Here is a 13,657-nt window from a genome sequence, read left to right as displayed (position 1 = left end):
TATTGGGAGTAGGGGAAACATGAAAAGAAGAAAAAGAAGAATTAATTGGCGGCGGTTTAGTTTAGTATTGTTGTTTATTCTCGTTATTTCTATAGGGTATAATAGAGTGGAAGCATTGATTGCCGGCGGGGGAAGCAAGGCGGTGACCGGAAGCCCGGCTGTGAATGGGAAAGAGCTTGACGGGAGTGGTTTGACAGGCGAGACACCTTCTCCGGCACCGGAGGCGGCAACGTCCTCCCCACCGAAGGCTACCCCGACTCCGACAACGGATACCGGGAAGGCGGTACCCCCCTCACCTTCCATTTCACCATCGCAGACGCCGAATGCGGATCCTTCGCCTTCAGCCCAGCCTGACCGGCAGGAAGAACAGACGTCTCCGCCGCCTCAGGGAACGGGTGCTGACGAAGCCGGGGAAGAGAAGAGAATTGCCCTCACCTTCGATGACGGTCCGGATTTGAAATGGACTCCCCAAATATTGGAGATATTAAAGGAACGCAACATCAAGGCAACCTTCTTTCTCGTAGGGAAGCAAGCGGAAGCTTATCCCGAAATGGTCCAGCAAATCATCGATGAAGGTCATCTTGTAGGGAACCATACATGGGGGCACGAGAAGCTCACGGAATTGAACACTAAGGAAGTCGGTCATGCCATCGACCGGTTGAGTGATTTGCTATTTCAGATCACCGGACAGAAGATCAGTCTGTTCAGGGCGCCTTATGGTGCCATGTCCGATAAGGTTCAATCCGTCCTGGACGATAAGGGATACCAATTGGTAGGATGGACCGTCGATCCTCGGGATTGGGCAGGCACCTCACCGGACGAAATGATGAACATCGTCAAGAAGCAGGCGAAGCCCGGCGGCATTGTGTTGATGCACAGCTTTGGAGGAAAGAACAGCGATTTAAGCAATACGGTGGAATTTCTTCCTCAATTGATAGATTATCTGCAGGAGGAAGGTTACACAATCGTAACCGTTCCTGAATTGTCTCCATGAGAGATTGTTATCGGACCTGGCCGCTTTTCCAATGGGAGGCGGCCGGGTGTTTTGATTTACCGGACCTGGTTTGGAGCTGCAGACTTAGGATAGATAGACATCCATGCTCTTCATGTCCGGATAAATCGTAAGGAGGTTGATTATGTCCAACAAATGGATAACCGGTGCCGCCATTCTCTGCTGTTTGGGGTTGGTCTCCGGATGCAGCTTTGCTGTACCGCCGGTTGATTTATTGAAAGCCCCGTCGGTCACGGCTGATTTGCAGGAGATGAGGCTGGCTGTGATCGAGCACCTCCCTTCAGGGGCGAAGCTTACTCTGCCGGCCCACTCGCCGGCAGGCACGGCGGCAATCAATGAAATAGATCTGAATGGGGACGGACAGAATGAAGCGGTCGCATTTTATAAAAAGGAAATGAACCAATTCGAGCTCGGGGCTATTATCCTGAGCAGAAAGAATGGCAAATGGGAGAAGATGGCGGAAATTCAGGAGCTGGGAAGCACCGTTCATTATCTTGATTTTCAGGACGTAACAGGTAACGGGGTCAAAGATATGCTTGTCGGCTGGAGCGGCGGGGAGGAAGTCAAGAAGGAATTAACGGCCTACTCCTTCGAAGGAACGTCAGCCAGAGAAATCGGTAGGCATTCCTACACCGAGCTGGCTGTTGGCGATTTGGATAACGATGGTGTATCGGAAATTGTGCTGTTCCAGTTTGACCGTACAGAGCATGTGTCCAAAGCAGAGTTATATCGATTTATTGAAGGAAAGCTCAGGCCGTCGGATAGGCTGGCATTGGACGGAACCATCAACGGATACTCGCAGATTCTGCTGGGGAATGCTACGGAATCGCGTAAAGGAATATTTATTGATGCAGGAGTGGGCGCACACTCCTCCCAGACAACGCTGTTGGTGGTCGAGGACGGCCGTCTTCGCAACGTCTTTGCCGGGAGGGGCAGAGCCCCTGAAGCGATTTTCAACCCTTACACCGTCACAAGCGAAGATATTAACAATGACGGGATCATCGAAATCGACTTAATGAAGCAGCCCGTGGGAACGGAAGAAATGCCGCTGGTCTCCATCCCCTGGATTCATTCCTGGCATCAATGGGATGGGCAGGAAAGCCTTAAATGGGTACGAGACAGCTATTTTGATTTCTCTGCGGGATTTCGCCTCGATTTTCCAGAAAGTTGGCATGATCTGGTGACGATTAGAAAAGCCGAGGAAGCCTCTCCGGGCTCGATTGTTATTGAATATATCGGAGCGGGAGAACATCGTAAGCAAGAGCTGCTGACCCTCACTTACTTCCCGCGCAATCAGAAGCAGGAGAAGGAGAAGGAATGGAAGGAGAAGCAGGCGATTATTGTTCCGTTGGGAGAAAGGAATGATAAATCCTTCATTGCCGTTCTGCCCGAAGGCAATCCCAACCTTCCGGATAAATATGCCCGAGAGTACGAAAGATTGCGAATTGATGCACAGCAGGCACGGGAACTGTTTCACTTCGTTCACTTATAACGGCAAGGTGCCTTTATAGACGCGATTTCACAATGATTGAAATAATTGTTAGATACGGAATGTGAACGGCCCAATATTCGTTATACGAAAGGGAGCGGTCAAGCTGCGATTTTGACAAAAGGGTCTAATAGACAGAAAGGATGATGGAGATGAAGGTGCTCATTCTGGAAGACGAAGAGGCTATCCGCGGATTTGTACGGATTAATTTAGGCCGAAACGGCATTGAAGTGATTGAGGCGGAAACCGGCGAGGAAGCCCTCGAAAAATTGGAGCAGGAAGCAGTGGACATTGCCATTCTCGACGTCATGCTGCCGACCATTAGTGGATTTGAGGTATGCGAGCGAATCCGAAAGCTCTACCCGGACATGGGAATTATTATGTTAACGGCTAAAACTCAAGATACGGATAAGGTGACCGGGCTGCAGCTCGGGGCGGATGATTATGTCGTCAAACCGTTCAGTCCAACCGAGCTGGTGGCTAGGGTCCAGGCTCTGCAGCGCAGGCTGAACTCTTCCCATCCTGCGAAGAATGAACTGGAATCCGGTCCTTTCTCTATTTCCCTAGACGAACGCAAGCTATACAAGAATAGAGAGGAAATTGATGTAACGCCTACGGAATTTGCCATCATGAAGCTTTTTATGGAAAATGCCAATAAAAGTGTCAGCCGGGACGAGATTCTGGACACCGTCTGGGGCAAGCACTATATAGGCGATTTAAAGATTGTGGATGTTAATATCCGCAGAATCCGGCAAAAAATCGAAGCTGATCCGTCCCGTCCCAAATATATTGAAACGGTCTGGGGATACGGATATTTATGGAAGGGACATCCGAATTGAAAACGATCAGAGGCAGAATGATGTTAGGTTACGGCATAGTCATCCTCGGAGTGGTTCTTATTCTGGGAGTGCTGTTTGTCGGAACCGTCAGACAATATTACTACGGAAGCGCGACCCAGGCGCTCAGTGAAAGAGCGGCTGTATCCGCCAGATTTTACGGTCAATATTTGGATGAATATTCCCTGGGGGACCAATCCAGATACATCTTCGAGAATGAAATTACCGAAGATTTCACCCGAGTGGAAGTGATCGATTTATACGGAAATCTGGTCATCGATTCCTATGGCCTACCGCCTGGGAAAAAAACGCCCACCCCCGATATTCAAGCCGCTCTGAAAGGTTCTGCGGAAACCTGGATGGGCATCGATCCCGATACGAAGGAACGAATCCTGGCCTTATCCCAGCCGTTGATGCAGGATTCCCGCATGATCGGCATTCTTCGCTATACGACATCCATCAAGAGAGTCGATGAGGTGCTGAACAAGATAACGGGCGCGGCAATCGGGGTCGGTCTGGCGGTTGTCTGCTTGTCTCTTCTCGTCAGTTGGTTAATGGCCCGGCGAATCGTCAGCCCGATAGGAGAACTGACGACGGTAGCCAAATATATGGCCGGAGGGGATTTCTCCCGCAAGGCGGAGAAGCGGTATGATGACGAAGTCGGCCATCTGGCCGATACCCTGAACTATATGGCGGAAGAGATCGTTCGCAACGAGAAGCTGAAGAACGAATTTATATCCTCGGTATCTCACGAGCTGCGCACGCCGCTGACATCCATCAAAGGATGGAGCGAGACGCTGCTATCCGGCGGCCTGGAGGAGAAAGAGGAAACGAAATTGGGGCTGGGAGTCATTACGAAAGAAACGGATCGGCTCATCGGACTGGTGGAGGATCTGCTGGATTTCTCCAAGCTTCAGTCGGGAGGCATGGGTATCCGTTGTGGGCTTGTCGATATCAACCGGCTGGTGGAGGAAATCGGGGAGCAGTTTATCGCAAGCGGAAACCGCCACAAGCTGAATATTGAGGTGGAGCTGGGGGAAGGGCCGCTTGAACTGACAGCGGATCGCAATCGGCTCAAACAGGTCATGGTTAATTTGTTGGATAATGCCATCAAATTCACTCCGGAAGGCGGGACCATCCGGCTGACGACGGCCCGGGAGGAAGAGGAGGTTCGTATCCAGGTAGAGGATACCGGGGAAGGCATTCAGGCGGAAAATATTAAGCGGGTCACGGAAAAGTTTTTTAAAGGCACGACCCGCTATCCGGGAAGCGGCCTCGGACTGTCCATCTGTAAGGAGATTGTGCAGCTTCATAAGGGGAGAATGGGGATCAGCAGCGTATTCGGCCAAGGGACGATCGTTACGATCTGGCTGCCCCTCCATTAATCAATCGGCCGGAACAGGCGCGAAGCGTGGAGATCGCCGCGCCCTGTTCCGGCCTTGTTGTCATACGGAGCCAGCCTTGCCAACGGGTGGACCCGTCAATTACTTCGTCGGGGGATGGTCTTCCAACAGCTCCGCCACCACTTCGCGAATAAAAGGGTTTAATCCGTCGGCCATCAGGAGAAAGCCAAGGTCGGTAGGATGAATCCCGTCTACCGTGCATTCGTGATAACGGTCACCTAACAGGGAGGACCCGTCATAGAAATGAATGCGGCGATCCCCATTTTCTCTAAGCTGCTCGACGGTTTGCCTCTGGAATTCAAGGTTGGCGAGACGATTGGCGTTAAGCCTGGAGTCGAAGCGATCCATCGAATATTGGATTCTCGACACAACGATAATAGGCACCTCCGGATGCTTTTCGCGTAAAATACGGATAAACTCGGGCAATGTCTCACGAAGCTTCTCCGGACTGACTGAATTGGCCTCGTAATCGAGGATATAGCACCCCGGATTCTCTATTTCGCCAATAATGCGAGCCAATTCCGGTTCGCCGCGTCCGTTCCCGGAGAAACCGAGGTTGACGAATTCCAAAGGGATGGAACGGCTTAATATATTGGGATAGGCCATGCCGGGACGAGAGGCACACCCGCCTTGGGTAATCGATGTCCCGTACAGGATGACTTTCTTGCTGCTTGCATAAGGCGAAGGGGCCTGGACAAGGGCATCCGCCTCCAGGCCGAGCTCCACTTCCTCGACTCCCTGGTATAGCGGGAAATACAGGGTGACTGCGCGCATTTGCTTGCTTTCCAAAGCAAACAGATCCACCTCGTACTCGGTTCGGGTATGATCGTACTTGGATGTGCTATAGAAGGTGAGCTCACCGTTCATCCCCAAATAACAATCGAATCCGCATTGGCCGGTGGAGGGCATATGGGGCATATTGGCCGGACCCGACAGACGGACTCTGATCGAAAGCTTGCGTGAGTCGGTCATGAAGGCGATTTGTCCCCCGGCAGTGCAGTTGGCGAGAGAATCCACCGTAGGTGGAATCGGCCATGGAGAAGCTACGGGCAGTCTCCGGTATTTGCCGTCCTGCCGGAGCCAGGGGAAGCCGGAAATGCGGAAGGGCGAATGAAGCGGGGACAGCCATGCCAGTCCGGATTGTGCTTCGGTATGAGGCTTCATCAAACGATCCAGTTGCGAAACTTCCATGGGCTTGGATTGGGTCACTTTATAGGTTCCTCCTTTAAAGCAGGGATAATTTGTATCCGTCGAAGGGGGGGCAGAGTCCTTCGCTGCTATGTATTAGAAATTTTATCCTTATACCTCAGTTTGTCGGGTAGTGCTATTGGTTGTCAATCCCGATTATTTCGTTTCCCGCAAATATTGTAAGGAAAACGAAATATTATGAAGGGGATCATAATCGTTAACCATACCCCGGTAAACCGGATCATAAGCTGTAGTAGGAGCATATATAGGGCAGCAAGAGTAATGGTCACTTGCACCCATAGTTACCGTATCGCCGGAGATAAAGAGCTGGAATGAATAAGAACGGGGGAAGACGAAGATGAAAGGGTTCTTGAACAAATTTAAGGAAGGCGCTGCTGAAGCGGCGAAGATGGCGCAGCAAACGCTCGAAATCACTCGGATGAAGGCGCAAATTTCCACAAAGGAACGGGAAGTGGAGAAATATTTTGAAGCGATTGGAGAGGAAGTCTTCAACGCCTATACCGTCAAGGATTTATCCCAGGCGGAGCCTTTCATTGAGGAGGCGGGCAAACAAATCATCCGGATTCGCCAGGAAATCCGGGAGCTGGAGCTGAAAATCAAGGAGGTCAAGCAGATCAAGGAGTGCGCATGCGGGCGCAACGTTCCGTTAGAGGCCAATTACTGTCCGTCCTGCGGATACCGATTTGAGGAGCGGGAGCCGCCCAAGCTTATCTGTTCTTCCTGCGGCACGAGGAATGAAGCGGTTTCGAAGTATTGCTACCATTGCGGTCAAAGTATGGAGCTCAGGCAGCTTCCGGAAAAGGACGATTGGGAAGAGAGAGACACGGAAGGCCCGCTGTAATCAACGCGGACAGAAAAGCATCCCCCGATGCAGGATCGCCCGGGGGATGAGGGGAACAAGATTAATAGTATTGGATCGGGGTGTCTCGCAGAGTCGCCCTTTTCTCCAGATAGCGGTAGAAGCTGGTCGCCGCCTGCGCGCGGCTTACCTTCTGTTCGGGTTGGAATCGGCCGTCCTCCGATGTCGTAAGGATGCCCAGACCGAGCACAAGCGCGACCTGCCCCTTAAGCTGGATCTGGTCGGCATCTGCTGCGGATAACCGGAACATATCCGGATGCTCCGCCAGCTTGCTGTACCCAAGGGCCCGGACCAGAAGAGCCGCCAATTCTTCCCGGTTCATATGGCTGTCGGGCTGGAACGAGGACTGGCTCCGGTCGATCAGGTTCGCGTCAACTGCCGCTTCGACATAGGAGAAGTATGGGGAAGAGCTGCCGACATCGGCAAACGTCGCTTTGCGGCTCTGGTCGAAATAAGGGACGAAGCCGCCGCCATTGCGGGCGATGACGAGCATCTTGATCATCTCTCCGCGTGTAATCTGCTTGTCGGGATAAACCTTGCCGTCCACGACATCGATGGCGTTGTAGTCCATCATCAACTGCAATTCCTTGCGTGCCCAATGATTTTCCAGATCCGACGCCTGCTGCTTCTCCGGATTGGCCGGCGATCCGTCCTCCCGGCTGCGCCATTGCCCGGTGGAAGCGTCCAGGAACAAGCCGTCCAACGGATGCTTGGGCACCAGACGGTAAACCGGCTTGGCGGATTTCACTTCCTCCTCAGACGTAGAGGACTTAGTCCATATGATGGGAACCGGGTAGCCCGGGTTCATCGGAATGACGTATTGCAGCTGCAGGTCATAATGGGACAGCAGTAGGGACAAGGCTTCTTTGTCATCCATCAGCTCAGGCACGTTCTCCGGATGCGGAGAAGTATACAGGTTGGTCCAAACGCCGCTTACTTCTCCCGTTGCGCTGTCAATTTGTACGCTAATTCCTTCCGATTCGGTTGGTATACCGTTAATGAGCTGCTTGAAAGGGACAATGACCGATTCGGCCATTCTTATTTTTTCCGCCGGGAAGTCGTTAAACGCCTGCTCGTCGACCGCCAACTGATTGCTGTAGTGAGGATACAGGCTTTGAACGAATTCGATGGCAGTTTTCTTGGCGGTTTCCGCATTTAACTGGCTCTCCTGCTGTTCAGACTCTTTGTCCAGCACAATCGGCCGCCCTTTGTTGAAGGAGAGGATCTCCCCCGTCGAGCTGTTGACCGAGGCGTAAATCCAATATTCGTCCTTGCCGCCTTCTTGAGGGGCCTTCCAGTTCAAGTTCCAGGTGGCCACTCCTGAATCCACATTTTCGTTATAGTATGCATCCGTCAGTTCGGCATTCTCCGGCAGCGAGAGCAGCTTCCTCACCTGTTCCTCGGCCTGCTTTTCCGTTAACTGCAGATTGGAAGGCGGCATCGGAGCGAGCGGTTTATCGGTTAGCGGAGAGTAGCTGACCGAAGCGGAAGCCGGTTTGCCCGCTTCATTGATGAATTTTCCGGAATTGGCGTCCAGCAGCACATTTCTTAAAGAATAGGTTAGCGCGGGCTCCCACTTTTTCCCCCTGCTATTTCCGTTCATAAGATAGTTCAAATGGGGCTTGGCTTGTTCTTTAATGATTTGCAGAGCCTGCTCCTGGCTAAGGGCGGAAGCGGCCTCCTCGAATGATAGCTGCTCCTCCCAGTAATACTCGTATTGAGTCATATTCCCGTTCGAATCGATAGTAAACTGGATGTAGTTCCCGGGGAAGGGAATCCCGTTCACCAGCCGGTCATATTTGATCGAATAAGATACATTGCCGTCCAGCGGCGGCTTCACCCATTTTTCCATATCTTCGTTGTAGCGAACGGCGTCTTTCAGCTCCGGATTATACCGTTCCAGCAATTGTCCGGCAATGGTCTTGGCCTCCTGCAGTTCTACCTTGGGAGGGAAGGAAGGGCGGTTTTCCGGATCATTGACATATTTGCTTATGTGGCTGATCTTTCCGGTTTCCGCGTTGACGGTCACTTGAATATTTCCGTAGTAGCGATCCTGCTCCTCTTTGACAAAGCTCAGGCTCCAGGCGCCGGTTTTGCCGGTCGCTCCCCAGGTATTGAAGCTGATGTTCTGAAGGGAGTAATCTGCCGGCACATCTGCAGAGGCTTTGGCCAGCTCGATGGCCCGTTCTTTACTGATCTTGGCCCGTGCGGCCGCTTCCTCATTGGCTTTATCCGATGCTACGTTATCTGCAGGCAATGCAGGGGACGGAAGAACCGTTACGGCTTTAGATGAGGTGTGAGAAGCAGAGACCGGCTGATCCGCATAAGCCGAAGGAAGTAATGAAAACATCATGGCTGTTGTCATACCAAATGCAAGCAGAGTTTTCGGTGCTTTCATGAAGCAAGCCTCCTCGTATTTGTACTAATCTTTACCAATATTACGGACGCAATAGATTATAAAAAGGTTGCACGCGTTCTTGAAATAACGGACAGCTATCCATTGGCGACAGCTAGGCATGAAGGCTTGTTTCAGTGAAGCTTCCTTAACCCGGCAAGCGATCCCGGGGGCCTTATGGCATCGGTCAAGTAAAGGAAAGAACGGTTATAACTATTCTTTCGCTTGTACCTGAACCAAGGAAATAGTAAATTAATGGTGCCGGCAAATTCCGAGGAAAGGAGTGTGATCGGATTGATTACAATAGCTGAGGTGGTCTCCGTTTAATACGGAGATTCGATCGGCGGGGGTCCTCGCGGGCCCCCACCCTTTAGATCCCCACAAGTGACGCATAGCCTCCGAAGCGTATTCCATCCGCACTCTAACGGAGTCAGCGTCTAAACCTTCCTTAACGCGGTCGATCTTCGTGACTTTGCTTCGGTTAAGGTTTATACAGTACATTGCGGGGAACCCAGAACTTATAATTTCTATATTATGAGAAAAACTCCTATCGGAGTATTTCATAGATGAACGACCGCGTTTAGAGGTTGTTTTTATCGCCAAATAGAATTTGAAGTTATTCAGGACGCAATAACTTATAAATTCTATTGTGGTAAAAAAAGAAATTAAGCTCTTGATCGGCTTCCAAATACAATTTATAATGGAAATATGTAGTTTAAATTCTGGTGAAAGGAGAAGATAGCAATGATTCAAAAAATTCGTTTTATCCAAGGGGTTCTAACTGAATAGCTTTGCATTATCTGTAACCGTCACCTGAATGATATAGGCATCACCGACAGGCACGATTGGGTTATCGTGTTTTTTTTGTTCTTTTTTTTCCTTATCGAACGCTGGGCATATACATAATATAGAAAAGGAGGTGTCAAGATGAAAGCAGCTAACCTTATTTTTAATAACCGTTGCAACGGCAGGACAATAAATGAGGAGGTTTTCATCTGTGAGCTACAAAAATGGAAAGGATGTTCTTCCCCCTAGCCTTTTGAAGCAGCTGCAGGAGTATATTCAAGGAGAAATCATTTACATCCCCAAGAGAGAGAAGAAACGTGCGGGCTGGGGTGAAAATAACGGGGCTCGATTGCTTCTGGAACGGAGAAATAAAGAAATTTACCGTCAATATAAGAACGGGTCCAAGATGGTGGAATTGATACAGACCTTTCATCTGTCGGAAGACAGCATCCGTAAAATAATCGGCAAGAACAAGGAGCGCGCTTCGAACGCGACGAGATAGATCAGGCGGCCAAGTGTCCGATGGACATTTGGCCGCCTTTTTGGCGATAAGATGGATGTTCACAGATAATTATTTCGCCGTTTTCCACCGGGTGAACCACTTTTCCAGGAGGACGATGCAGCCGAACAAAATCATGCTGAACGCCACGATGACGATGATGCCGATAAATACCCGATCCGCGCGGAAAGCGGAGTTCGCGGTCCTCATATAGGTTCCGATGCCCTCGCTGGCGCTCAGCCATTCGGCGATGAAGGCGGCCATCACACTGTAAGTGGCCGATATTTTCAAGCCGGAGAACAGGCTGGGAATTGCATGAGGAAGCTCCAGCTTCCAGAAGGTCTGTCTCTTGGAGGCGCCGGACATTGCCATAAATTTAAGCATGTTGGCGTCGGTCAGTCTCAGTCCGTTCAAGGTCGAGATAGTGACCGGAAAGAAGCAGACGATAATAATAATGATTATTCTCGGGAAGAGGCCGAGGCCGAACCAGATAAGCAGTAAAGGAGCCAGGGCAATAATGGGAATATTCTGGGTCAGGATCAGAAACGGATACAGTGCTCTTTTGATCCATGGAAACTGATGCAGGAAGATAGCCGTGATCAAGCCGATTCCGATCCCGGAGGCGAAGCCGATCAGGGTGAGCTGAATGGTGGTGGTGGTATGCATCCACACCCTTGGCCATTGGGTAATTCCTTCCTGAACGATTTGAATCGGACCGGGCAGAATCCATTTCTGGACATCGAACCACATAGTGGATAACTGCCAGACGATTAGAAAGAGGAGGGCTGCCCCAACAGGAGGCAGCCAGGTTTTCCATCGGGAGCCGCCGCTCATTATTCGTACCTCTCCGTCATCTGTGCCATTGAAATTCCCTTGGGATCATAATGGATTTTGATAACTGAGGAGATTCCGCCTCCGCCCAATTTCGCAAGCTCCACGTTCACTTGCTTGACAATTTCGAGCAGCTGCTCCAATTCTCCTTCCATCATCGTATCCATCGGCCCGACCACATATTTGACGCCAGACTTCCGTATAATGTCTACCGCCAAGTCAATATATGGAACAGCGTCCTCCGTTCTCGGGATCGTTTCAAAGCTAACGAGCGCATTCGCCATCATTCGGCTCTCCCTTCTTGCAGTTATTGTGCGGGCTCAGGCAGAAAATCGTTCGTAAAGGCAGCATCGGCATCGAATTCCTGCTCGATTAATCCGTGTTCTCTCATCCAATCCGCATAGTTGACCCATACCGATTTTTTCTGAATGCCCCATTGCGGTGCATCATCCTGATAACGCGGGCTGATCCATTTCTGACTGGCCATGACCAGCTCTTCATCCAGCTCCGGCGCTGCTTTCAGCAGTATTTTCGCAGCTTCCTCCGGCTTGTCCATTGCATATTGGAAGCCTTTGGCCGTTGCGGCGAGGAAAGCCTTGACCAGCTCCGGCTGTTCCTTAATGGTCTCCTCGTTAGTGATTAACAGCGGAGTATAGTAGTCCAATTTCTCGGAGTAATCCGTAAGAGGGATGAGATTGAGCGGAACCCCGCGCAGCTCGGCCTCGATTCCGGTCCAGCCGTAGAAGATCCAGGAGAAGTCGACATCCCGCTGAACAGCGGTGAAGAAATCGGCTTCGCCCAGGTTGACAATTTTCACCGTGTTGACATCGGCACCCCCATCGGCCTGCATCAAGGACTGCAGCACTCCCTCCTCCGCCGGAGAGCCGAAGCCGCCATATACTTTGCCTTCGAAATCTTTCGGGCTCTTAATATTTTTGTCCACGGGCGATGCGAAGACGGAGGTATTATGCTGCATCAATGTGGCGATGGAGACCACCGGAACTCCCTGAATGCGGGCTTCCGTTACGTTCTCCTGGATGCTTACACCGAAGGCGGCTTCGCCGGAGCCGACAATAGCCGTCGATCCGTTGACCCCCGGGGGAACGATATTGACGCGCAGACCGGCCTCTTCGTAGTATCCTAAGTCTTGCGCCACATATAAGCCGGTATGATTGGTATTCGGAAACCAGTTGAGAACAAGAGTGACATCCGTCAGTTTATCGCTTGGAGCACTGTCCGGCGCCGGCTCGGTTTTATTGCCACAGGCGGTTAGCATTAGAAGAGCGGTCAAGGCGACGAACATTAGTTTTTTCCAGGTTAATGATTTCATAGTTAACGTTAAGGGGACTCGTGTACTCCATCATGAGAAGATATGGATGAATCCGATAATCCTTTGCCGGGATAGTCCTACAGCATAGGCGGAAATCCGGACCAGTAGAGCATATTCGTCTCCGGATAAAAAATTGCCGCCGGATCACGAACCGGCTTTCGCACGGTGATCGGTTTCGTTCCGAGCGTCTGACCAGCCGATATTCAGCATGGCTTAAGCGAGTTCATTCTTCCCTTGAATGGCGATGATTCCCTTACTTCCTCCCTTGTTATGTTCATGTTGGAAAAATGCATAAAAAAACGCCCCTGATCTAAGGGCGCAAAATAGCATATAGGCGGCACATGGATGGACCATATGCAGTATTCCCTACGCTGGCATTACCCAGATCAGGTTAAAGGGTCAGTATCTTGCGGGATACAATCTCAGCCGGCCTAGTCCAGCTCCCCGGTTATGAAGTTGTAAAACAACAGGATGCAACGGCCATTGCGACTATATTATAGCGTGAATAGGGAAATGTGTCCACTGAGAGGTCATCCGGAGTTGGGACCGTTACCGAAATCGGCCAAGGGCCCTGCACAATTGAGGTTGAATAAGGCAAGTGGAAAAACGGATCGGCAGGCTGCGGCGGAACTTGCTATTTGCTGGCCTCGGAGAAATTTAAATGCGAGTTCATCACAAATGGGTGCTTCATGGTAGTTAGGCAAATCGTGAAGAACCTAAAAAGACTCCGTCTATTTTCTCATTAAAATAAACGGAGCCTTATCTTTGAATTTCCATATTCACTTTACTTCCATTAACCTCCTGCGATTCACATGCCCAGCATGTCCAATCCTTTCTTCTTAGTTAACCCTTTCATTTACATGCTATGCATGCTTGGCAGAAAGAGCTGATATGAGTTCCCACATGCCCACAGATTACGGAAAAAGCTGTCACGGGACTTCTTCCTTCATGCAACCTGATTACAGCATGCTTCGCTAACGCTGCTCCATTGGACTATCCCCTTTCCCG

General features: G+C 50.8%; 11 protein-coding genes and 1 riboswitch. Of the genes, 6 read left to right on the top strand and 5 right to left on the bottom strand.

Annotated features, from left to right (window positions below; genetic code table 11):
- Nucleotides 1–19 precede the first annotated feature (19 nt).
- The 4 genes from ACTHRH_RS14325 to ACTHRH_RS14310 all read left to right on the top strand — a co-directional run bounded on the left by ACTHRH_RS14325 (nucleotide 20) and on the right by ACTHRH_RS14310 (nucleotide 4,722).
- Nucleotides 20–994, top strand: coding sequence for a polysaccharide deacetylase family protein (locus tag ACTHRH_RS14325; RefSeq protein WP_144933675.1), 975 nt, complete (start codon nucleotides 20–22; stop codon nucleotides 992–994).
- 142 nt (nucleotides 995–1,136) lie between these two features.
- Nucleotides 1,137–2,504 carry an FG-GAP repeat domain-containing protein gene (locus tag ACTHRH_RS14320; RefSeq protein WP_144933676.1) on the top strand — a complete coding sequence of 456 codons (1,368 nt, stop codon included), beginning with the start codon at nucleotides 1,137–1,139 and terminating at the stop codon, nucleotides 2,502–2,504.
- 149 nt (nucleotides 2,505–2,653) lie between these two features.
- On the top strand, nucleotides 2,654–3,340 hold the full coding sequence (locus ACTHRH_RS14315) for a response regulator transcription factor (protein ID WP_144933677.1): 687 nt from the start codon (nucleotides 2,654–2,656) through the stop codon (nucleotides 3,338–3,340).
- The gene (locus ACTHRH_RS14310; RefSeq protein ID WP_440416166.1) at nucleotides 3,319–4,722 is read left to right on the top strand and encodes an ATP-binding protein; all 1,404 of its coding nucleotides are present in this window, start codon (nucleotides 3,319–3,321) and stop codon (nucleotides 4,720–4,722) included. The genes ACTHRH_RS14315 and ACTHRH_RS14310 overlap by 22 nt, the downstream gene beginning before the upstream one ends.
- Before the next feature lie 99 nt (nucleotides 4,723–4,821).
- Here the strand turns inward: ACTHRH_RS14310 and ACTHRH_RS14305 are convergent, their stop codons facing one another.
- Nucleotides 4,822–5,949: an SGNH/GDSL hydrolase family protein gene (locus ACTHRH_RS14305; RefSeq protein WP_440416164.1), complete on the bottom strand. Its 1,128-nt coding sequence runs from the start codon at nucleotides 5,947–5,949 to the stop codon at nucleotides 4,822–4,824.
- Between the two features lie 337 nt (nucleotides 5,950–6,286).
- Between ACTHRH_RS14305 and ACTHRH_RS14300 the strand changes: the two genes are divergently transcribed.
- On the top strand, nucleotides 6,287–6,790 hold the full coding sequence (locus ACTHRH_RS14300) for a zinc ribbon domain-containing protein (protein ID WP_144933679.1): 504 nt from the start codon (nucleotides 6,287–6,289) through the stop codon (nucleotides 6,788–6,790).
- A gap of 61 nt (nucleotides 6,791–6,851) precedes the next feature.
- On the opposite strand, the gene ACTHRH_RS14295 is transcribed toward ACTHRH_RS14300, so the two are convergent.
- Nucleotides 6,852–9,206, bottom strand: a complete 2,355-nt coding sequence (locus ACTHRH_RS14295) for a YcdB/YcdC domain-containing protein (protein WP_440416162.1) — start codon at nucleotides 9,204–9,206, stop codon at nucleotides 6,852–6,854.
- Nucleotides 9,207–10,200: 994 nt separating this feature from the next.
- Between ACTHRH_RS14295 and ACTHRH_RS14290 the strand changes: the two genes are divergently transcribed.
- Nucleotides 10,201–10,491: a CD3324 family protein gene (locus ACTHRH_RS14290; RefSeq protein ID WP_144941445.1), complete on the top strand. Its 291-nt coding sequence runs from the start codon at nucleotides 10,201–10,203 to the stop codon at nucleotides 10,489–10,491.
- Nucleotides 10,492–10,560: 69 nt separating this feature from the next.
- Here the strand turns inward: ACTHRH_RS14290 and ACTHRH_RS14285 are convergent, their stop codons facing one another.
- The 3 genes from ACTHRH_RS14285 to ACTHRH_RS14275 are packed head-to-tail and all read right to left on the bottom strand — an operon-like array spanning nucleotide 10,561 to nucleotide 12,622.
- Nucleotides 10,561–11,322, bottom strand: coding sequence for an ABC transporter permease (locus ACTHRH_RS14285; RefSeq protein WP_379289335.1), 762 nt, complete (start codon nucleotides 11,320–11,322; stop codon nucleotides 10,561–10,563).
- Nucleotides 11,322–11,606, bottom strand: a complete 285-nt coding sequence (locus ACTHRH_RS14280) for a thiamine-binding protein (protein WP_260982232.1) — start codon at nucleotides 11,604–11,606, stop codon at nucleotides 11,322–11,324. The genes ACTHRH_RS14285 and ACTHRH_RS14280 overlap by 1 nt, the downstream gene beginning before the upstream one ends.
- A 20-nt stretch (nucleotides 11,607–11,626) precedes the next feature.
- On the bottom strand, nucleotides 11,627–12,622 hold the full coding sequence (locus ACTHRH_RS14275; protein WP_379289332.1) for an ABC transporter substrate-binding protein: 996 nt from the start codon (nucleotides 12,620–12,622) through the stop codon (nucleotides 11,627–11,629).
- 373 nt (nucleotides 12,623–12,995) lie between these two features.
- A riboswitch (TPP riboswitch) is annotated at nucleotides 12,996–13,106 on the bottom strand.
- Between the last annotated feature and the right edge of the window lie 551 nt (nucleotides 13,107–13,657).

Origin of the sequence: Paenibacillus sp. SAFN-117 (assembly GCF_051966115.1) — a bacterium.
Taxonomy (GTDB): Bacteria; Bacillota; Bacilli; order Paenibacillales; family NBRC-103111; genus Paenibacillus_L; species Paenibacillus_L residui.
This window is presented reverse-complemented; position numbering and strand designations above follow the sequence as displayed.

Bases quoted from the DNA above. Each gene is read 5' to 3' on its own strand.
- ACTHRH_RS14325 (WP_144933675.1), top strand. From the start codon at position 20: ATGAAAAGAAGAAAAAGAAGAATTAATTGGCGGCGGTTTAGTTTAGTA.
- ACTHRH_RS14320 (WP_144933676.1), top strand. From the start codon at position 1,137: ATGTCCAACAAATGGATAACCGGTGCCGCCATTCTCTGCTGTTTGGGG.
- ACTHRH_RS14315 (WP_144933677.1), top strand. From the start codon at position 2,654: ATGAAGGTGCTCATTCTGGAAGACGAAGAGGCTATCCGCGGATTTGTA.
- ACTHRH_RS14310 (WP_440416166.1), top strand. From the start codon at position 3,319: ATGGAAGGGACATCCGAATTGAAAACGATCAGAGGCAGAATGATGTTA.
- ACTHRH_RS14300 (WP_144933679.1), top strand. From the start codon at position 6,287: ATGAAAGGGTTCTTGAACAAATTTAAGGAAGGCGCTGCTGAAGCGGCG.
- ACTHRH_RS14295 (WP_440416162.1), bottom strand. From the start codon at position 9,206: ATGAAAGCACCGAAAACTCTGCTTGCATTTGGTATGACAACAGCCATG.
- ACTHRH_RS14285 (WP_379289335.1), bottom strand. From the start codon at position 11,322: ATGAGCGGCGGCTCCCGATGGAAAACCTGGCTGCCTCCTGTTGGGGCA.
- ACTHRH_RS14280 (WP_260982232.1), bottom strand. From the start codon at position 11,606: ATGATGGCGAATGCGCTCGTTAGCTTTGAAACGATCCCGAGAACGGAG.
- ACTHRH_RS14275 (WP_379289332.1), bottom strand. From the start codon at position 12,622: ATGTTCGTCGCCTTGACCGCTCTTCTAATGCTAACCGCCTGTGGCAAT.